This window comes from Flavobacterium sp. NKUCC04_CG (genome assembly GCF_019345525.1).
Classification (GTDB): Bacteria; Bacteroidota; Bacteroidia; order Flavobacteriales; family Flavobacteriaceae; genus Flavobacterium.
The window spans coordinates 26,674-48,398 of record NZ_JAHKRA010000023.1; the positions used below are offsets into that span (position 1 = coordinate 26,674).

Below are 21,725 nucleotides of genomic sequence, written 5' to 3' on the forward strand. Positions count from 1 at the left end.
TCAAGAATAAAACAGAAATGAAAAAAACTTTCTATTGTCTTTTCTTATTACTATATCTAACTCAAGGATATTCACAAGATCATATCATGCAAATTTCTCCAAAATGTGGACAAGAAAAAAAAATCGTAAACTCTTTCTCTCAAATGGGCCTGAAACAAAAAGAAATTTACGTATTACATTTTCGACCTGCCGCATGCCCTAGATGTGAAAGTGGAATTTGGATATCTACCTCACTGCTTAAAGCACAAAACAAAGAAGTTGTCTTAATAGTCGACGGTGAAAATCAAAAACAGAGTACCGATTATTTAAACTCCTTAAAAGGCATCAATCTTAATGATTTTTCCTACATTATTTATGACACCTCCCAGTTTTTCCGCACCCTTATCGACTATCAAGCTACGTTTAACTTAAGCTATCCCTTACTTCATAAAATAAACATAGAAGTTGGTTTTTTTCACAGCATCAACCCTCTATCGGGTACTGCCGTTAATTCTGAATCTATAATATCCATTATTGACAATACTGATATCCAAAAATGTATAGAATTAACGGATGAAAAACAAAAGGACAAAACTACTAAAAACACTTTTTGGGACCACGAAATACTTCTAAACTCAAAGAATCTAGTAAATCCAAGAGAAATTAACGCAAATAGAAGATTTATATATTTAACTGATGCTACGACTAACCACGTTATAATTTATGACAGTAATGGCGAACAAGTGTACGATTATTATCCAGAAGCTTTGGAATTAATGCTCGATATAAAAGAAGACACCCTATTTAGGAAAAAAATTCAAGAAGACTTAATAGATAGCGGTATAGCTAGGGTAATTTATCTCAATGCTTATACTAGTGAACACGGACTAACAACTATTCCATCATCCGTCCCTAATATTTGGTACGAAGGAGAAACGGCCTTTTATGCAAACACGCCATTATTTATAGAAAAACAAAATGAAAACACTATTAAAAATATAATCCGTTTTGAAACATCTATAGATTTCAATGATAGCGTTAAACAAAAATCTCCTTTAGTAGCAGTACACGACTATTACAAACCTTTTTTTGAAAATTATTTCGCCTTTCCTTTAATCAAAGGATGGCCAGCACAAGGTTTTGAACTCGACCTCAACAATTCAGATAACAATCCGTTTGACACAAAATTTTATAATAATAGTCAGGTACTAAGAGTTTACAAAAACAACCTAGAATACCTCGATATCGGCCAGTTAGCAAAGATATATACCGAAAAGAAATTAGGTTATTTCTATCAAAATTCCTTTTATACCAGTTCCTCTACGACATTCTACCTTTTCGACAAACTATCAGGTGAAGTACAAATTTTCGATAAAAAATCAATTGACGAGCAAAAAAATATTTTTAAAACAGTGCAGCTTTTTCCAGAAAAAATTACACGCCTTCAAAATCTTAGTCCTCAAATTTCAAATAATGAAACCAAACTTAACTTGCTTACGCCATTTAAGCCAATTTTAACAGAAACTTCTATCTGGGATGTAAAGACTGACAACAAAAAAAATGTCTGTATTTTAATAAAAGACAATAAAAATAATCAGTTAATATATCGCAAATACAATTCAAAAATGACTAAACTCTTATTAGAAAAAAAATTCGAACTAGAAAATTCTGATATACTAGTATCAGCCACCATTCAATGTGACATAAATAATAATGCAACCCGAATTATCGGAATCGAAAAGATAACTGGTTCTTTTTATTTTAAATTCAAGAACCTAACTTCTAAATAATTGACATAAGTAAATGTCAAAACACTCCAACTAATCCCAAATAAACATATAGGCTATCTAAATGTTTTGCATCTTCATACTAGTTTATAGAAATCTAACCATAATAAAAATGAATAACTTCGTAGGTCAAAAGCTTAAAGCCCTTAGAATCAGTCAATTTCTAACGCAAGAATCGTTGGCTGATAAATTACATATATCTCAATCTACCTATGCCCGTATGGAAAACGGTAAAAGCAATTCTTGGGTAAATCATATCGAAGGTTTTTGTAAATTATATCAAATACAGCCGGAAGAATTATTGCGGTTTTCAGACGAACTGCCCTCTTATAATACAGACGAAAAAGCTATTGACAAGGTACTGCATACTTTAATTCAAAACCTCGAAAATCAAATCAAGGAAAAAGACGAGCTTATCTCTTACCTCAAAGAACAACTGCGCAAAGCCTTAGCCCAAGCCCAGTAGCTTCAATAGCATTTTAACGGCTTAATTCGAGTACAAAAAAATCACAAATTTATCGCATTAACCGATATTAGTGAGATTCTACAATACACCGATGGAGATTGCCTCTATTACTGTAAAAGCACTTTTAATAATTTTTAAACAAATCAGCTTATATCTTTATATTAGCATACTCTGGTAAAAAAAACAATGATGCTAAAAACAATTTTATATACCTTACTACTCTCCTTAATCCTCTATGGCTGTAGTCATACAAAAGACCAATTCAGAGACTTTACGGCAAACACCGCCAAGCAAGACTCTATTATAACTGTTTATACAACGAATTGCGCTCATAATTATAACTATAACACTCACATGAACGAGTGGCAAAACTGCCTAGATGAGGGTTTAAAACAAGACAGCACTATAGCTTATCTATGGCAACAAAAAGCCATGCCCTATTTTAAGGCTAGAAAGTATGAGGTAGGGATGCAGTATTTAGACCAAGCGGTTTTATATAATCCAAAACGATACCAACCCTATAGAGCCTTTATAAAATGTGTGTTTCTCAAAACCTACCAAGACGCCATAGCCGATTTTACCGACTGTAAGGAAAAATGGGGTGATAACTTCGAAATGGACCATACCTACTCCTTTTATATTGGATTATCACAATTGCAATTGAATCAGTTTGACAAAGCCGTTAGCAGTTTTAACGAAGCCATAAATGTCCAATCGAAATTTTTCAAGGACACCCACCATATTGATTTGTTTTATTTAGGGATAACCAAAATGGAACAACTAAAATTCGATGAGGCCATAAGCCTATTTAACCAAGCCTTAATGCAATATCCGGAATTTTCTGAGGCGATGTACTATAAGGCACTGTGTCTGCAAAAACAAGGAAAGTCTGCCGACACCTATCTCCCCCTATACGAAGAGGCCATAAAATGGCATAAAAAAGGCTATAGCATTAATGAAGCCAATGCCGTTTATGAGCTTTATCCTTATCAATTGAATTGACAATAAGAACGAAAAGTACGTTGTTAACTTCACCGCTTTTAAAGCTAACTGCTGCGAATTATTTAAATTATCAATCCTTTTTTACTTTTCAAAAAAATAGCACGTACCTTTGTATTCTAATTTTGGAGCAACTGATTTATGAGCACACCCTTAGTATTCAAACCTTTAAGCCTTAAAAACCTAATCCTTAAAAACCGATTTGTTGTAAGTCCGATGTGTCAGTATTCCTCTGAAGACGGTTTTGCTACTTCCTGGCATTTGGTTCACACCGGACAATTTGCCATTGGACAAGCAGCAGCTATCATACAAGAAGCAACGGCAGTTACTGCGGAAGGCCGTATCTCCTATGGCGATTTGGGAATTTGGAAAGACGAGCATATTTCAAAATTAGCCGAAATAACTGCTTTCGTCAAATCACAAGGCAGCATACCGGGCATTCAATTGTCTCATGCTGGACGAAAAGCCAGCAGTAATAAACCGTGGTTGGGTCGCGAACAACTAGCCCCAAATCACGACAACGGATGGCAAACCCGTGGGGTATCGGAAATTCCATTTCGCGAATCCGAACATCCCCCACTAGCTTTGAGTATTGCTGAGATTAAAGATTTAATTGTTTCGTTTAGAGAAGCCACCGCAAGAGCGGTAAAGGCCGGATATCAAATTATTGAACTTCACGGGGCTCATGGGTACCTGATTCACCAATTTTTTTCACCCCTCATCAACAACAGAACGGACGAATACGGAGGCAGTTTTGAAAATAGAATTCGCTTCTTATTAGAAATAATTGACGCCGTTAAACCGGAAATGACCGACGAAACCTCCTTATGGGTTCGCATTTCTGCTACGGATTGGGCTGAAGGTGGTTGGGATTTGGAATCGTCAATTCGATTAGCTCATATCTTAAAAGATCGCGGTGTTGAAGTGATTGACGTTTCTACTGCAGGAGCTGTTGCGCATCAGAAGATAACGACGGGTCCAAATTACCAAGTGCCGTTTGCCGCAGCCATCAAGGAACAAACGGGGATAACAACGGGTTGCGTTGGTTTAATAGCCGAGGCACAACAAGCCGAAGACCTACTCCAAACTAATCAAGCCGATTTGATTTTCATTGCCAGAGCTTTTTTAAGAGATCCCCATTTTGTCTTAAATGCCGCCAAAACTTTGAATTATGCCATCGAATGGCCAAAACCATACGAACGCGCTCAGCTCTAATTAGTACCATTTATTGCACAAAAAATTTCCGCTTCTCTATAAACGATGAAGCTTTTAAACTTTATGGTGATTGCCATAAACCCAAAACAACAACTTCTACACTATGAATAAAAGCTTAGTTGCCCTAGCCATAGGCGGACTCGCCATTGGAATGACTGAATTTACAATGATGGGAATTTTACCCGATATCGCCCATGACATTCAAATTGACATCCCTACAGCAGGACACTTTATATCGACTTACGCCTTAGGTGTAGTGATCGGTGCGCCCTTACTGGTATTGCTATCCAGCAAATACCCACCCAAAAACGTTTTGATGTTTTTGATGTTGATCTTCTTTGTATTTAATGCCTTTTTTGTAATCGCACCGGAATACAACACTTTATTGATTACGCGTTTTATGTCGGGATTACCACACGGAGCGTTTTTTGGCGTGGGATCGGTAGTGGCCAGCCAACTCGCCAAAAAGGGCAAGGAAGCGCAAGCCATTTCAATTATGTTTACCGGACTTACGGTGGCCAATTTACTTGGTGTGCCGATTGGAACTTATATCGGTCACCATTTCCATTGGAGATATACCTATGCAATCATCAGTTTGATGGGCTTGATCACCTTACTGGCCTTGTATTTTTGGGTTCCCAAAATTGCCCCTCAAGAAAACACCAATATCAAAAGTCAATTGTCTTTCTTTAAAACCTGGCAAGCCTGGTTGCTCGTAGCTTTAATCTCCATCGGTACCGGTGGTTTGTTTGCGTGGATGAGTTATATTGCGCCGTTGATGACCAATGTAGCCAAAATTGAAGGAGGAAAGATTCCCTTTATCATGATATTAGTAGGACTGGGTATGGTATTGGGTAATTTGATCGGCGGAAAAGTAGCCGACACCTTTTCACCGACCAAAGCGGCCATTTATTCCTTTTCGGCTATGACGATTTGTTTGATTATTGTATACTTCACGGTTCACATTGAATTTATGGCGTATCTGATGTCGTTTGTCACCGGGCTCGTAGCGTTTACCATAGGTTCACCGCTACAGATGATTTTAATCAATTCTGCCAAGGGTTCGGAGATGTTAGCAGCATCTGCAGGCCAGGCGAGTTTTAACGTCGGAAATGCCTTGGGTGCTTATTTAGGAGGTTTACCAATCGCGATGGGATTCGGATATAACTCCCCAGAATTAGTTGGTGCTGGGATGGCGGCTTGTGGTGCTTTGATGGCATTTGCACTTTTACTGACCCAACGCAGCGCCAAAGCAAAAATGGCCTAAAAGGTCCATTGAAAAGAAGCTGAAAGATCATCGATTGCAATAGGGATAGGAATGGCATCCTTTGGTGGAGCGCGCGAAACCAAAGATAGAATGGATAGCCCGGACCGAAGGTATTGCCCAAAAAAACATAGAAAAAGCAGAAAAAAACAAATGTTGTGGAACTATTTGTCCAAACTTTATTTGTATTCGCTATAAGTTATTAAATTTGTCTAAAAATAATAAGAATGTATAGAACTCATAATTGTGGAGCTTTAAGAGCTGCCGATATCAATCAAGAAGTCACCTTATCGGGTTGGGTTGCCAAAAACCGTGATAAAGGGTTTATGATTTGGGTCGATTTGCGCGACCGTTACGGAATTACGCAATTGATTTTTGATGCCGATCGCACGGAGCAAGCGGTTTTTAAAATGGCTCAGTCCTTGGGTCGTGAATTTGTGATTCAGGTAACGGGAAAAGTTATTGAGCGCGAAGCAAAAAACAACCACATCCCAACGGGAGATATTGAGCTTTTAGTTACATCACTTACGATATTAAACGAGTCCAAAACGCCGCCGTTTACCATTGAAGACGAAACGGATGGTGGAGAAGATATTCGTATGAAATACCGTTACTTAGACATCCGTAGAAATCCGGTTAGAAACAACTTATTGTTTCGTCATAAGGTAGCGCAAGAGGTTAGAAATTATTTATCGGCACAAGATTTTTGTGAGGTGGAAACGCCTTATTTGATCAAATCCACTCCAGAAGGAGCTCGTGACTTTGTGGTTCCATCACGTATGAACCCGGGTCAATTTTACGCTTTGCCACAATCACCACAAACCTTTAAACAGTTGTTGATGGTGGGCGGTATGGATCGTTATTTCCAAATCGTTAAGTGTTTTAGAGATGAGGATTTACGCGCGGACAGACAACCGGAATTTACACAAATCGACTGTGAAATGGCGTTCGTAAACCAAGAAGATGTGATGAACACCTTTGAAGGGATGACCAAACACCTATTGAAATCGATTCACAATATAGATGCTGCAGATTTTCCGAGAATGACTTATGACGAAGCCATGCGTAAATACGGAAACGACAAACCGGACATCCGTTTCGGTATGGAATTTGCAGAATTAAATACCGTAACACAGCATAAAGAATTTGCGGTATTCAACGCGGCAGAATTGGTGGTTGGTATTGCAGTACCTGGAGCGGCTAGCTACTCCAGAAAAGAAATCGATGCTTTAATCGAATGGGTAAAACGCCCTCAGGTTGGTGCATCAGGAATGGTTTATTGTAAGGTTGAAGCAGACGGAACATACAAATCTTCTGTAGATAAATTCTATGACCAAGACGATTTAAAAGCTTGGGCTACTGCAACTGGAGCTCAACCGGGCGATATGATTATGGTACTTTCAGGACCGGCTAATAAAACTCGTGCTCAATTGAGCGCTTTGAGAATGGAATTGGCTACGCGTTTGGGATTGAGAAAATCAGATGTATTTGCTCCGTTATGGGTCGTGGATTTCCCGTTGTTTGAATACGATGAAGAAAGTCAACGTTTCCACGCTATGCACCATCCATTTACCTCTCCGAAACCAGAAGATATCGCGCTTTTAGCAACAGATCCGGGTAAGGTTCGTGCCAATGCCTATGATATGGTATTAAACGGAAATGAAATCGGTGGTGGATCGATTCGTATTCACGATAAAGCCACTCAGGAATTGATGTTTAAATATCTTGGATTTACTCCAGAACAAGCAGAAGAACAATTTGGCTTCTTGATGAATGCCTTCCAATATGGCGCTCCCCCACACGGTGGATTGGCTTTTGGATTAGATCGTTTGGTAGCGATTTTAGGTGGTCAAGAAACCATCCGCGATTTTATCGCCTTCCCTAAGAACAATTCGGGAAGAGATGTTATGATCGACGCTCCTGCAACTATAGATGCACAGCAATTGACCGAATTAAGCCTTGTTTTAAAAGCGTAATTCTCAAGGGTAATACAGATTAAAAAAGGGGAAATTAAAAGCTAAACACTTTTAATTTCCCCTTTTTATGTTGATATACTTAAGTATTATTCCACTGTAAATGACACGGTGTTGATTAATTGTGGTACTTCAAGCACTTTAAAAGTCAAAGCTGCTTTGATTTTTTTATCGGTTCTTCTCAAATCCAATTTACCTTGTTTTACTTGAAAATAACCCGCTTGTCCTTTACAATAGCAAAAACGTCCGAAAAGCATTTTTACATCTTGAAGTACGCGGTTTTCTAAAATCAGTCGTTGAGACTGTGAAGGAATTTCAAAAATAATCTCCTCTTTGTAAAAACCGTCTAATAAAGCATCGTCCATCGCTTTTTCATAAGTATAAATCACTACTTCAGTACCAGCATTTTCCACCAATTGATAGTACATTCCGCCAGCAACTCCCCCATCGATATCCTTTTTCACTACAAGCGACATATTTGGAATGCGCTTTACGGCACAATCGCCCTCGATTGGACAATAGGAAGTCACTTTAAACTTATTGGATGCTGCTTCCGCTTGGCTTTCTTTTAACGTACGCTTCACTGTAGTACAACAGGCCAAAAGAATGACTAATGGCAATATTAAAATTTTTCTCATAAGGGATATTTATTGTTCTATCGCATAAGGCACTGCATTACTATAACAGTTATACCTGAAACTTTATTGTTTACTTTCCGTTGAATTCACTCATGGTTTGGTTTAATCCCGCAAGAGCAAATGATTTTATTGCCTCACTGGCTGTTTGCAGGCGTTCAGGCAATAACTTTTTTTCCTGATCATCCCAATTGCCCAATACATAATCCACTTGCTGTCCTTTTTTGAATTCATCGCTAATCCCGAAACGAAAGCGAGAATAATTGGCAGATTCCAAAGTAGCTTGTATGCTCTTTAATCCATTATGCCCTCCATCCGAGCCTTTAGCTTTAATGCGTATTACACCAAAAGGCAAATTCAAATCGTCCGTAACAATTAATAGATTTTCAATAGGTATTTTTTCCTTTTCCAACCAATAAGCCACGGCCTTACCGCTAAGATTCATATAGGTATTTGGTTTTAATAACAGCAGGGTACGTCCTTTAATCTTAACCTCTGCCAAAGCACCTAATTTTACGGTTTCGAACGAAGCTCCGGCTTCTTGTGCTAAATAGTCAACCACTTTAAAACCAATATTATGTCGGGTATTTACGTATTCTGGCCCAATATTACCCAGACCTACGATAAGGAATTTCTTCATTGTATGATGAATTAAAATATAAAGAGTCCATCCTCTTAAGTCACAAAAATAAAGGAAACCCCTTTACATCACAAGGATTTTTCCCAAAAAAAAAGCACCAGTAAAACTGGTGCTTGATCAAAAATTCTAAGAATAGAATTATTTTTTTCCTTTTGCAGGTGTTTTTGCTGCTTTTGCTGCTTCTTGAGCTGCTTTCATAGCCGCACGAGAAATTCTCACTTGAGCTACTACAGTATTATCTGTATGTAAAACTTTATAGTTATTAGTAACTAAATCCGTTACATACAATTTGTTACCCATTTCTAAGTTAGTGATTTCTGCTTCAACAAAATCAGGAAGATTTGCAGGCAAAGCTCTAACTTTAAGTTTACGCAAGTTAAGGTTAAGAACCCCACCAGCCATAACACCTCTAGAATTACCTAAAAGTTTTACTGGAACTTCCATAGTAATTTCTTTGTCTTCATGCAATTGGTAGAAATCCATATGTAGGATGCTTCCGCTTACTGGGTGAAATTGGATGTCTTGAAGAATTGCGTTGAAAGATTTACCACCTTCCAATTCAATAACAACTGTGTGTACGTTTGGAGTGTAAACCAAGCCTTTGAATGCTTTTTCTTCTGCTGTAAAATGAACTGCTTCTTGAACTCCTCCGTATAACACGCAAGGAACCAATCCAGCATTACGTACCGCTTTCGTTGCCGATTTACCTACGCTTTCTCTTTCTGATCCTTTAATTGTAATTGATTTCATTGAACTATATTTAATTATTAATATTCCTAAACGATAAATTTGCCGCTAATCGATTTATTGTTTTGTACCATTTGCATAACATCTGCAAAAAGAGGTGCACAATCAATAACTCTGATTTTTGGACTTTGTTTTTTCAATGGGATAGAGTTGGTTACTATCAATTCTTCCAATTGAGAATTTTCTATTTTTTCGTACGCTCCACCTGATAAAATAGCATGTGTACAAATGGCTCTAACACTTAAAGCTCCTTTTTCCATCATCATCTCTGCTGCCTTAGCTAAAGTACCACCTGTGTCAATCATATCATCGACTAAAATCACATTGCGCCCTTTAACCTCGCCAATCAGCTCCATAGTATCTATGACGTTAGCCACTTTTCTTTGTTTGTAACAAATAACCACATCCGAATTTAAAAACTTAGAATAGGCATAAGCTCTTTTAGACCCTCCCATATCTGGAGAAGCTATCGTTAAGTTTTCCAAATTCAAACTCTTAACATACGGCAAGAAAATAGTCGATGCAAATAAATGATCCACCGGTTTCTCAAAGAATCCTTGAATTTGATCAGCATGCAAGTCCATAGTCATAATGCGGGTTGCTCCTGCAGATTCCAATAATTTTGCTACCAATTTTGCTCCAATCGGTACTCTAGGTTTGTCTTTTCGGTCTTGTCTAGCCCATCCAAAATAAGGAATTACTGCTGTTATATGTCTCGCTGAAGCTCTCTTAGCCGCATCAATCATCAAAAGCAATTCCATCAAATTATCTGATGTTGGAAAAGTAGAGCAAACTAAAAAAACGCGCATTCCTCTTATCGATTCTTCAAAGGAAGGTTGAAATTCCCCATCACTATAATGTGATAAAGTAACCTTACCTAATGCTACTCCGTAATGTTCTGCAATCTTCTCAGCAAGATGTACACTTTGTGAACATGCAAAAATTTTTGCATCCGGTTCGAGGTGTGTCATTTAATTTGTTGTTTTGTAGTTAGTTAGTTTGTTGCAATTATTTTTTACTGCTGCAAATTTATAAATTATATTTCACATTGTGTTTTTTTTTGCATTTTTTATTTGTTTTAAAAAATATTTTCCTACATTTGCAATCTCAATACAGAGAAACACTGAGGCCCGGATGGCGGAATTGGTAGACGCGCACGACTCAAACTCGTGTTCCTTGGAGTGTGGGTTCGATTCCCACTCCGGGTACTAGACAGGAAAATAGATACATATCTATTTTCCTGTTTTTATTTTTACATAATGCATTCAATTGGTGTGATAGTGTATTCCTTCAAATTCTAATTTTTTCCAGAAATATCGAAGCGCTTAAAATTCATTTCTTTTCAATATCCCTATCAATATAGCGTCTTGATATGTTCTGATCAACGCCAAAAGCTGTACCCAGCCCACATTGAACGTCTTTTTCACCGCCTCTACCATCTGGTTTATCATTTTATCTTCCTCAATATCGGGCATCACTCTTGTTTATGGTTTGTACCCAATAATTATATGTTTACACCTTTTTTATAAAACTTTTCCATTTTTATTCTCAATTTAAGACTATCGGCACCAATTATAATCAAACGACAAAAATCTTATATCGTCATTTTACACAAGGAAAGGCGGGTACTTTTCTCGATAGATTAAAAAAGTAAACCGTTTAATTAGCAACTTATACTAATAAAATTACGAATAAAATTCAAAACTTAAAAAACCAGTATATCGTTAAAGGTATTTTAAAATAGTAAATAATAACCTGAAAACGCCAAGTGGATTTTGACATTCGCGAGGTGATTTTTGGTATTGCTAATTCAACACCATTTAATGATTATTGTTATTCGTTATTAAAAAGTAAATCCAACAATACTTTTACTTTTTTTATCTTTACAAAAACACCATCCGATGAGAGCAGCTAGAGAGATCATTACAGAACCTATTATTACCACCTCTTTTTCTGTCAGTCGTTTTGATGAATTTATTGTTGAGACAGCGTTTTCAAACAGACTGAATTATCATCGGATATTAATGATCAAAAGTGGATCGGGCATATTAACTATAGACGAAAAGTCTTTTGAAGTAAAGAGCCATGCAGTTTTTCTGATGTCCAAAGGACAGGTTTATGAATTTGAAAAACCTTCAATTATTTCAGGTTATGTTATTTCATTCGGGGATTGCTTCTGGGAGAAAACTCCAAAGAGTGCTAGTAACTGCAAAGCAGTTCTTTTTAATAACACAACCGCTAACCAAATATTGACACTCAACAATTCGGAAATGAGTGAGCTTTTGTTTTTGTGTAATATTCTTTCGAATGAGTTCCTAAAACCAAAATATATCAACCAAATGGATGTATTAGCCTCTTATCTTAAAATCGTTATGATTAAGTTGGCAAATGTAAGAATAACAGAAGAAACCCTTTTTGACAGTCAGGATTACCTCATGTACCGTAAGTTTATGGAAATACTCAGTAAAGAATATCGCAATAATCGCTCAGTAAATAGCTATGCTGAAATGTTGAACATCACAGCCCGAAAGCTTAGTACAACCTGTAAAAGATGTAGCGGCATTAGTGCAAAAGAAATCATCAATGGGCAGATTGTTGCCGAAGCCAAACGACTTTTACAGTTTAGCTCTACTACCGTAAAGGAAATTGCCTATGAGCTTAATTTTAATACGCCCGAACAGTTCAGCCATTTTTTCAAAAAGAACACAAAAAAATCTCCCGCTGATTACAGAAACCAATTTATAACTATATCCACATAATAATAAAGCAGAAAAATTTTGACATCCTAAACGCATTTATTGGTATTCTTTCAGATAGACAAGGGAAATAATTTTGTCAAAAATAATTTTCAATCATGTCAGTAAATCGTTTAAAAAAAGTAGCCGGTGTAATTATTCCGGACAGTAAAATTGCAATCGAAGCAACAGAGCTTTTGTTAGAACACGGAACAGAATTTATCTACAATCATTCTCTGCGAGTTTTCTTGTTTTCATCGTTGAATGCTCAACGCAACAATTTGATTCACGATACTGAATTATTGTACATTGCTTCTGTATTTCACGATTTAGGTCTTGTGTCACATTATAGTAGCGAAAACTTGCGTTTTGAAGTCGATGGAGCCAATGCTGCTCGTGATTTCCTAAAAGGTCACGGAATGCCCAAAGAAAAATTACAATTGGTTTGGGACACTATCGCTCTGCACACTACAATTGGTATCGCGGAGCATAAGGAGAATGAAGTAGCCTTGATGTATTCGGGTGTAGGTTTGGACGTAATGGGAGAAGGTTATGAACATTTAAGTGTAGAACATCGTGAAGAAATTATAAGATCTTTCCCGAGAAACGATTTTAAAAAGAAAATTATCCCTACATTTTTTGGTGGGTTTGAGCACAAGACCGAAACCACCTTTGGCAACATCAAAGCGGACGTGTGTTCTTTTATGATACCGAATTTTAAAACCAAAAATTTCTGCGATTGCATTCTACATTCGCCTTGGTCGGAATAACAGCATCTATGTTTATGCAAAGGCTTCTTGATAGACACCACTGTAATGATGAACGGGCTTAATAATGTTCTAGGTAAAATAAATTGGCTGATGAAAGAAATAATTTGTTAGACGCTCCCGGAAGTGCAAAAAAGCAAAACTGGAGAATATGGTTATGAATGGATCTTACACTCAAATCAAGACGTTGATAAACAGCTGTATCGTTGCAAAAACGAACACCATGGAAGAAGCTGTAGCAAAGTTACTTATCCAATAAGCCCCCTATAGAGGGCTTATTGAGTATATAAACTCGACGTTTACCGACTTACAAGGTGAAAGAACATCATTGGATAGATTAAGTATTACGAAAGACAAACCCTTAGGATAAAGCCTCTGCAAGTTGTACAATCCCAAATTCCAGCTGTGCTTTTGTCAATGAACCGTAACTCAATCGCATACCTTTTACTGGCTTATCTAGACAGTAAGCCTCAGGCAAAATAATCTTAACCGACCGCAATCGCAACTGTTTGTCAACCCCTTCCCAATCTACATCGGTTTTAGGCACAATCCAAAACGCCATACCGCCTTCCGGAATCATATAGTCGACTTTTCCTTTTAAGTGTTTTTCCAACAAGCCGTTGGTGAAATTTCGTTTGTCTTTATAATAAGCTTGCGCCTTTTTTAAATGCCTTTTTATTGTTCCATCCTCAATCAACTGCAATACCGCCTGCTCCATGATGGTATCTCCTTGCACATCGATGATTTTTCTCAACGCTCCAATTTTTTTAATCAAGGACTCATTTTTACTAACTAAATAACCTATACGCAAAGCTGGAGCAACCACCTTACTCATCGTTCCAATATAAACGTAATTTTCGAGTTCACTGTAGCTAGATAAAGGGAGTATCGGTCGATATCCAAAATGAAATTCATTATCATAATCGTCTTCAATGATGGTAAAACCATACGCATTGGACAATCGAATCAACTCCAATCGACGTTGCAGACTCAAAGTCACCGTCGTTGGGTATTGATGGTGTGGTGTGATATAAATCGCCTTGATATGATCATAAGTGTTTAAGTGCCGCAGCACATCGTCAATTACCAAACCATCCTGATCCACACCCACCGTCAGCAGTGTGGCACCGGAGCTCTCAAAAGCCTTCCAAGCCGGTTTATATCCCGGATGCTCAATCATCACATAGTCATTCGAACTCAACAAACACTGAGCAGTCAAATACATCGCCATCTGACTACCCCTTGTTACGCACATTTGCTGCTCGTCAATATGCATTCCACGCTGGTGATTCAGCATATTCGCTATGGCTTTTCTAAATTGAACATCACCAAATTCGTTGGCATAACCCATCATCTGCCACTTGCTCTTTCGATTAAATATTTGTCGATACGCTCGAGCCAAAGCCGCTACAGGCGCTATTTGACTGTCTGGATGCCCATCATCAAAAGAAACTTGATAGTATTCACGCTCAATTATTGGCCCTGTTACACCAATCAACCCAGTTGATTGTTTGCTTAAAACCGGCAAAACATCGCTGACAAAGGTGCCTTTACGCTCTTTGGAACTCAACCATCCTTCGTTGATCAAAACATTTAAAGCCTCTACAACGGTATTTCTATTAACTCCTAAATCGGCGGCCATACTTCTGCTACCAGGCAAAACACTTCCTACCTCCAATCGCCCTATTTGAATATCGGTAATAATCGCATCAGCAATCTGAAGATAAATCGCTTTATCCAATTGCTTATCTATTCGAATCTCTAATTTCCACGGTCTTAACATCTGGACTAGTCGTTTTTCTAAAATCTGTATCAGTTCACTGGTCCTAAGTTAATCTATTTTTGTCATGCAATAATGCAGAAAACAATAAATACCTTTTAATTATGACAACAGTAAAAGAAAAGAAAACAGCAGAAAAAAACACAACCAGCTTCAGTTCTAAGGATTTCCATCAAACTTTTGCAAGACCCGTTTTTGTCAAACCGACCCATTTAATTCATAAAAATGTTGAGGATGCAGGAGTTCACAATCAATTTTCTACAGAACGCAAACATCCGGTTTTCTTTGTGGACTTGCCGAGCAAAAACGTCAGCATGACCATAGGAGGCCTACTTCCTGGACAATTAACCAACCGCCACAGACATACCTATGAAACCGTGCTTTATGTAATCGAAGGAAAAGGATGGACAGAAGTAGAAAACGAGCGTATTGAATGGGAAGCGGGAGATGCCGTTTATATTCCGGCATGGGGATGGCACAGACATCAAAACATGAGCGACAGCGAGCCAGCCAAATACGTTGCTTGTGAAAATGCACCACAACTACAAAATCTAGGTGTAGCACTACGAGAAGAAGAAGGTAGAGATTTATAAATCCAGATTATTTATTTACTATGAAACACACTCCCCTTAAAGGTGTAATTGCCTATCCAATTACCCCTTTCGACACCGACGAAAGAGTCAACATTAAGTTGTTTAAAACATTGGTAGAACGCTTAGTTCAAAACGGATCACACGCGATTGCTCCACTGGGCAGTACTGGAGTTTTACCGTATTTATCCGACCAGGAAAAAGAAGCGATTACAGAAGCTACTATTGTCCAAGTGGCGGGTCGAGTTCCTACTTTAGTAGGCGTATCCAATTTGACTACAGAAAACACCATCTATCACGCCCAATTTGCCGAAAAAGCAGGCGCATCAGCCGTCATGATTATCCCGATGAGCTATTGGAAATTAACCGACGATGAAATTTTTGATCATTATGATCGCGTCGCTTCCAAAATTTCCATTCCAATCATGGCCTATAACAATCCCGCGACGAGTGGGATAGATATGACACCGGCATTACTTCAGCGTTTACTTAAAATTCCAAATGTAACCATGATTAAAGAAAGCACTGGCGATATCCAACGGATGCATTTCCTTAGAAAAACCTTGGGTGAAGAAGTGGCCTTTTACAACGGATCAAACCCCTTAGCCCTAGCCGCTTTTGCAGCAGGCGCACAAGGATGGTGTACCGCAGCTCCGAATCTTATTCCCGAATTGAATATGGCGCTTTACGAAGCCGTTCAAGCCAATGACCTGGTACGCGCGCAACAAGTGTTTTATCAACAATTCGATTTGTTAAAATTCATCGTTAACAAAGGCTTACCAAGAGCCATTAAGGCAGGATTGAATATATTAGGTCAACATGGAGGCGAATTGAGAGCACCATTACAACAACTCAATCAACAAGATACCCTCGAATTAGAAAAACTACTGAGAGATATTTACAAACCCCAACCGACTGTAGTTTAAGCAACAGTTGAAGGCTCTATGAATTTTACCGTTCTAAGTCCTTCTCTATACCGTCAAACGATTGGTAATCGATAGCCCATGATTTTCATATCTGGGCTATTTTTTTATCTCCCTGCCGTACTGAAGAATAATCGCAAAAACGCTTTTAAAATCCATTGACACTGCTTAAATAGAGGCTTGTTGAATTTAACAATCCAATCTCCTAAAAATTCTAATAATTAGCACACTAAAAGAAATTGTATTACCAATTCATTATTTTTAAGTAAATTTAGTTTACGGAATTATCACTAACCCGAAATAATCCGCACGATTTTAAGCTTTATAACAATCGAACCCTCAATTTTTGTTTATATGGATGCTTTAAAACTAAAACCTATAGACCGCGTTGCTACAATTTCCAAAGAAGATTTTGTTGAAAATTATTTAAAAAAACAAAAACCCTTAGTTGTAGAGAAACTAACTGAAGACTGGCCAGCCTATCAAAAATGGCATCTTAATTATATAAAAAATCTGGCTGGAGATAAAACAGTCCCTTTATATGACGACAGACCCGTCACCCACAAAGACGGCTTTAATGAAGCTCATGCTCAAATGAAGATGTCTGATTATATCGACTTATTACAACAAAAACCGACCAATTATCGAATCTTTCTTTATAATTTGATGAAGGAAGTACCCTCACTACAAAACGATTTCCATTGGCCACAATTGGGGATTAAATTAGTCAAGCAATTACCGATGTTATTTTTCGGAGGTGAGAACTCAAAAGTTTTTATGCACTATGATATTGATCTTTCCAATATTTTCCACTTTCACTTTCACGGTAAAAAGCAATGCATTCTTTTTCATCCCGACCAAACTCCTTATCTTTACAAAATACCTCATTCCTTAATAGTGCGGGAAGACATAGATTTTGACAATCCCGATTATAAAAAGTGGCCCGCCTTGAGAAAAGCACAGGGTCTTATAGCTGACTTAAGTCACGGCGAAATGCTGTATATGCCTGAAGGCTATTGGCATTATATGAAATATATTACCCCCGGATTCTCTATGAGTTTACGCTCTTTGCCGAGAAAACCAAGCCATGTCATAAAGGCTGTATACAACATTTTTATCATGCGCCATTTTGACAACTGCATGAGACGTATACGGGGTCAAAGATGGATCGATTACAAAAACGAAAAAGCCATATCCGATACGGAGAAAAGGCAACAAAAAAAATAAATCATTTGAAAAACACACCCAAATTATTTATCTCGACTGCAGAAGCCCAAAAAAAGCTCGAATACTATTGCAGCTATCAAGAGCGCTGCCATTCCGAAGTAATTAAGAAACTACAGCAGTTAGGTATTCCTCAAAACCAAGTCGATGAGATTGTTGTATATCTCATTCAAGAAAACTTCCTAAATGAAGAGCGTTTTGCCAGAAGTTTTGCACGCGGAAAACATCGCATTAGTTTTTGGGGGAAAAATAGAATTCTAGCGGAATTGAAATTCAGAAATATCTCGAGTTACAATATAAAAAAGGCTATGGAAGAGTTGCCCGATGAATTGTATTACGACACTTTTGAAAAAATTAGTGTATACAAATGGGAAAGCACTACAGACAAAAACCCGCTAAATAAGAAGAAAAAAGTGATGGATTACCTCTATAGAAAAGGTTATGAATCCGATATGATTTACAGCAAAATACAAGAACTAGACAGGGTTTGATTCTTGTATTTTTTGAATATAACGAAACAAAACCACCAAATAAAATAATTAAAACCCAATAAAACAGTTTTTTTAAAAGGAAAAACATAAATACAATTGATTTATTATTATATTTATAACCCAACCTTTTGTTAAAAAAACTCCATATGAAATATTTTTATTTATTAATTACGATACTTATCTTTTTTATCCCCAGCCTACAGACTGCAAACGCACAATACGCATTAAAACATCATATCGCACCTTGTCCATGGCAATATTGGAGTACTGCAAATGAAATTGTCATTTCTACTTTAGCAGCTGCTCCCGTACAGGTCAAATTATACAAGAGTGATAACACATTAATAACGACCTTAACGGTTAATCCCAACACTCCCTTATCCTATCGATTTATAGGAAATGCCGCTGCTTTAAACCGAAATTTAACCGATACCAATTATGACGACAGAGGACTTATTGTGGATGCAACGGAACCCGTATTAGTCAACTTAAGAAACATAGCTTCTGATGCACCAGGACTAACAACCAATACCATTAAGGGAAATGCATCTTTAGTCAGTTTTGGAAATGAAGGTATGGGACTCGAATTTCGATTGGCATATTATAGAACCAATTTTACAGGTCTTTTTTTACAAAACCCTGTTTATTCTGTAATGGCTATAGAAGACAACACACGTGTTGAATTAAACGGTGTTTTACTCACTACTTTAAATGCTGGCCAAAGTCGGTTATTTAATGCGCCTACTGGGGCATTATTAGCTGCAGACAAATCGATTGTTGCCAATGTCGGTAGTTATGGCGACACACCCATGGCTTGCGGCGGAAATGGAGAAGACGGCACTGTCGATCAAATTGCCCCTGTAAATGCACTGGGAATGCAATACTTGGTAGTTCGAGGCGAAGGTAGGCCTGGAACCACCCCAGACCATCCGGAACAAAGCACTTTTGTAGCCACAGAAGACGGCACCGTGGTAACCGTAAAAAATTACACTGCCTTAGGTGTACTTATCAATCAAACAACCCACAATCTTAATCTAGCGGGAAATTTTGCTTCTATCTACCATGGTGATGCTACAACCAAGTTGTCCTCCTCCTTAATTACCGCAGACAAACCCATAATCGTTTATTCTGGAACCGCAGTAGGCTGCGAGACCGATATTTCAACGGTATTACCCATTGGAGGTTGCTCGGGTTCTACAAATATTCAAACAACAAAATTCATCAATTTCAACGGAGGAGATCTCCCTTACTTTGGTTATACCGTTATAGAAAGCGCAACTACCCCGGTTCTAATTAATGGACAAAATCTAGAAACCGTAACGGGAGCACCTAGAGTTCCAATTGGAAATACCGGTTTTTACATCTTAAATTTCACCAATTTAAATGTTGGAAATCCAGCAAATATCATTTTAACCTCTAGTGCTCGAATGACCACCTGCCTAATTCAGCAAGGAGACGGATACTCCATGTCTGGTTTCTTCTCCTCATTTGGGGACAGCCCGGAACCTCCTACTGAAGTGGAAAATGATGAAAAATGTTCTGCTATACTAAAAACCACCGAAGGACTAGAGCCGTATCAATGGTACCTTGATGGCGTAGCTATAGAAGGGGCGAACGAAGCTACGTTTGAAGCCTTCTTTACAGGAAACTACACGGTAAAAGGAACTAGAGATTGTGGTGAAACCAACCTTTCCTCTCCACTATTTGTAGAAATTCCCCTTTGCAGTGATTTGTCCATTACCAAAAAAATAGATACAGTTGAGGACGGTGTGGTAAGCTTTATCATAACGGTTACTAATAACAGCACCATACACGACGACACCAATGTACTAGTCAATGAATTTCTACCCGCTGGCTACAGCTTAATAAGCGCAACACCATCTTTAGGTACTTATGACATCGTATCTAATAGCTGGTTGATTCCATTGCTTGTAAAAGAAACTACTGAAACATTAACTATAGTTGCTCGAATAGTACCCGACAAAGGCGATTACCTAAACAAGGTTGATGTTAAAGGGGATAACTTTGATCCTAAACCGGAAAATAATCAAGCCGAAGTCAAAATAGCCTTAGACACTTTCATCGTTACTAAAGTAGCTGCGGAACATTCATATCAAGATATAGGAGACGTCATTGAATACGAAATAAAAATACAGAATAAAGGAAATGGAATCCTACGCAACGTACAAACTATCGATATCAATGCGGACCCGGGCAGTATTACACCAGCAATAATAGCCCAAATAAACCCCAAAGAAGAAGTTATTGTAAAAGCGACACATACCATTACAGAAGAAGATTATATCGCTGGAGAAGTCATTAATCAAGCGACCGTATTAGCAGAAACTCAAAGCGGTAAAATGGAAGAGCTTTCCGATGACCCTTCTACTCCAGCAAAGCAAGATCCAACGGTTACCAAGATCAAACGATCTGCTGACTTAACAGCAACTAAAACAAATAATCAGGTCTATTATACTCCGGGAACACAAACGGAATACACCATTTTTGTCATCAATCAAGGACCTACCAGCGCCGTTAATGTTCAAATTTCAGATCCTTTACCAACCGATATAACCATCATGGAATGGAGCAGTGATAAGGGCCATATAGGAACTGGAGCCATAGATGTTAGCATACCTTTAATGAGAGTTTCTGAAACCATTACTTTTAAAGCAAAAGTAACGATTCCTGAAAGCAGAAGAGGTGACTTAACCAATATTGTCGAAGTTACCAGCGCTATTGATGACCCAAATCCGTTGTGTTTGCCTTGTATTGATAACGATATTGAACGCATTTTAATTCCCAAAGGAATTTCTCCTAATGGAGACAACCTCAATGATTTTTTAGATTTAGAACGCTTTCACATCGCAGATCTCAAAATTTTTAACCGCCAAGGTAAATTAGTTTATTCTAAAAAGGATTACAAAAGGCATTGGCACGGTCAATCAAATAGCGGTTCGGCTCTTCCTAGCGCCACCTATTTTTATACCGCTACTGTTGACAATGGCGATATGATAACAGGATGGATTCATTTGATTAAATAGTAATTGTTTACCTAATTAAAATCCCTTTCGTTTCGTCCGCGACAAAACGAAAGGGATTTTTTTATGATGGCGCTCCGCTAGGCTTTTATGTATAATTCCTTAGAATAAAACCCCGTAGGGGTGACATGATTCTAAGGGCGGATACGCCGATGTGCCTATTCGCTTATGGGCAGAGAACCCCGTAGAGGTGAAATAATGCTAGACAATAAAATGTTGGTTATGGAAACCCCGTGGGGGTGAAATGATTATAAACAAAAAACCCCTAGTCTGTGAAGACTAGGGGTTCTTAAAAGAAAGGCGACGAACCGAGGCCAAAGGCCGAACACGTCGCTCCGTTGTAAAACAAAAAACCCCTAGTCTGTGAAGACTAGGGGTTCTTAAAAGAAAGGCGACGACATACTCTCCCACATAAATGCAGTACCATCTGCGCTAACGGGCTTAACTTCTCTGTTCGAAATGGGAAGAG

At 38.0% G+C, this 21,725-nt stretch carries 19 protein-coding genes, 1 tRNA gene and 1 rRNA gene; 15 read left to right on the plus strand and 6 right to left on the minus strand.

Annotated features, from left to right (window positions below):
• The first annotated feature begins 17 nt into the window (after positions 1–17).
• From KO524_RS14115 to aspS, 6 genes are all read left to right on the plus strand, one after another.
• Positions 18–1,769 carry a hypothetical protein gene (locus KO524_RS14115; protein WP_219294880.1) on the plus strand — a complete coding sequence of 584 codons (1,752 nt, stop codon included), beginning with the start codon at positions 18–20 and terminating at the stop codon, positions 1,767–1,769.
• 109 nt (positions 1,770–1,878) lie between these two features.
• Complete coding sequence (locus KO524_RS14120) at positions 1,879–2,232, plus strand: helix-turn-helix domain-containing protein (RefSeq protein WP_219294881.1); 354 nt, start codon at positions 1,879–1,881, stop codon at positions 2,230–2,232.
• Between the two features lie 189 nt (positions 2,233–2,421).
• On the plus strand, positions 2,422–3,234 hold the full coding sequence (locus tag KO524_RS14125) for a tetratricopeptide repeat protein (protein ID WP_370629743.1): 813 nt from the start codon (positions 2,422–2,424) through the stop codon (positions 3,232–3,234).
• Positions 3,235–3,372: 138 nt separating this feature from the next.
• Positions 3,373–4,446, plus strand: a complete 1,074-nt coding sequence (locus KO524_RS14130) for an NADH:flavin oxidoreductase/NADH oxidase (RefSeq protein WP_219294883.1) — start codon at positions 3,373–3,375, stop codon at positions 4,444–4,446.
• A gap of 103 nt (positions 4,447–4,549) precedes the next feature.
• Positions 4,550–5,713, plus strand: a complete 1,164-nt coding sequence (locus KO524_RS14135; RefSeq protein ID WP_219294884.1) for an MFS transporter — start codon at positions 4,550–4,552, stop codon at positions 5,711–5,713.
• A gap of 224 nt (positions 5,714–5,937) precedes the next feature.
• Entirely contained in the window at positions 5,938–7,686 is a 1,749-nt protein-coding gene (aspS, locus tag KO524_RS14140; RefSeq protein ID WP_219294885.1) for an aspartate--tRNA ligase, read from the plus strand.
• 86 nt (positions 7,687–7,772) lie between these two features.
• Here aspS and KO524_RS14145 read toward each other — a convergent pair whose 3' ends face one another.
• From KO524_RS14145 to KO524_RS14160, 4 genes are all read right to left on the minus strand, one after another.
• Entirely contained in the window at positions 7,773–8,321 is a 549-nt protein-coding gene (locus tag KO524_RS14145; protein ID WP_219294886.1) for a hypothetical protein, read from the minus strand.
• Positions 8,322–8,391: 70 nt separating this feature from the next.
• On the minus strand, positions 8,392–8,958 hold the full coding sequence (gene pth / locus KO524_RS14150; RefSeq protein WP_219294887.1) for an aminoacyl-tRNA hydrolase: 567 nt from the start codon (positions 8,956–8,958) through the stop codon (positions 8,392–8,394).
• Between the two features lie 138 nt (positions 8,959–9,096).
• Positions 9,097–9,708: a 50S ribosomal protein L25/general stress protein Ctc gene (locus tag KO524_RS14155; RefSeq protein WP_219294888.1), complete on the minus strand. Its 612-nt coding sequence runs from the start codon at positions 9,706–9,708 to the stop codon at positions 9,097–9,099.
• Positions 9,709–9,734: 26 nt separating this feature from the next.
• Positions 9,735–10,676 (minus strand): ribose-phosphate pyrophosphokinase, encoded by a 942-nt coding sequence (locus tag KO524_RS14160; protein WP_219294889.1) that lies wholly within the window; start codon positions 10,674–10,676, stop codon positions 9,735–9,737.
• Between the two features lie 157 nt (positions 10,677–10,833).
• Here KO524_RS14160 and KO524_RS14165 point away from each other — a divergent pair.
• From KO524_RS14165 to KO524_RS14180, 4 genes are all read left to right on the plus strand, one after another.
• Positions 10,834–10,913, plus strand: a tRNA-Leu gene (locus KO524_RS14165).
• Between the two features lie 317 nt (positions 10,914–11,230).
• Entirely contained in the window at positions 11,231–11,359 is a 129-nt protein-coding gene (locus tag KO524_RS15600) for a hypothetical protein (RefSeq protein ID WP_219294898.1), read from the plus strand.
• Between the two features lie 247 nt (positions 11,360–11,606).
• Positions 11,607–12,464, plus strand: a complete 858-nt coding sequence (locus tag KO524_RS14175; RefSeq protein WP_219294890.1) for an AraC family transcriptional regulator — start codon at positions 11,607–11,609, stop codon at positions 12,462–12,464.
• A 95-nt stretch (positions 12,465–12,559) separates the two neighbouring features.
• Positions 12,560–13,210: an HD domain-containing protein gene (locus KO524_RS14180; protein WP_219294891.1), complete on the plus strand. Its 651-nt coding sequence runs from the start codon at positions 12,560–12,562 to the stop codon at positions 13,208–13,210.
• A 358-nt stretch (positions 13,211–13,568) separates the two neighbouring features.
• On the opposite strand, the gene KO524_RS14185 is transcribed toward KO524_RS14180, so the two are convergent.
• On the minus strand, positions 13,569–14,990 hold the full coding sequence (locus tag KO524_RS14185; RefSeq protein ID WP_219294892.1) for a PLP-dependent aminotransferase family protein: 1,422 nt from the start codon (positions 14,988–14,990) through the stop codon (positions 13,569–13,571).
• A gap of 101 nt (positions 14,991–15,091) precedes the next feature.
• Between KO524_RS14185 and KO524_RS14190 the strand changes: the two genes are divergently transcribed.
• The 5 genes from KO524_RS14190 to KO524_RS14210 all read left to right on the plus strand — a co-directional run bounded on the left by KO524_RS14190 (position 15,092) and on the right by KO524_RS14210 (position 21,259).
• Entirely contained in the window at positions 15,092–15,580 is a 489-nt protein-coding gene (locus KO524_RS14190) for a cupin domain-containing protein (RefSeq protein ID WP_219294893.1), read from the plus strand.
• Positions 15,581–15,600: 20 nt separating this feature from the next.
• Positions 15,601–16,503, plus strand: coding sequence for a dihydrodipicolinate synthase family protein (locus KO524_RS14195; protein ID WP_219294894.1), 903 nt, complete (start codon positions 15,601–15,603; stop codon positions 16,501–16,503).
• Between the two features lie 351 nt (positions 16,504–16,854).
• Positions 16,855–17,727 carry a cupin-like domain-containing protein gene (locus KO524_RS14200; RefSeq protein WP_219294895.1) on the plus strand — a complete coding sequence of 291 codons (873 nt, stop codon included), beginning with the start codon at positions 16,855–16,857 and terminating at the stop codon, positions 17,725–17,727.
• Positions 17,728–17,732: 5 nt separating this feature from the next.
• A complete protein-coding gene (locus KO524_RS14205; RefSeq protein ID WP_255555274.1) occupies positions 17,733–18,215 on the plus strand; it encodes a regulatory protein RecX in 483 nt (160 codons plus the stop codon).
• A gap of 146 nt (positions 18,216–18,361) precedes the next feature.
• Positions 18,362–21,259, plus strand: a complete 2,898-nt coding sequence (locus KO524_RS14210) for a gliding motility-associated C-terminal domain-containing protein (protein ID WP_219294897.1) — start codon at positions 18,362–18,364, stop codon at positions 21,257–21,259.
• Positions 21,260–21,642: 383 nt separating this feature from the next.
• On the opposite strand, the gene rrf is transcribed toward KO524_RS14210, so the two are convergent.
• A 5S ribosomal RNA gene (gene rrf / locus KO524_RS14215) occupies positions 21,643–21,725 on the minus strand; the annotation flags it as partial.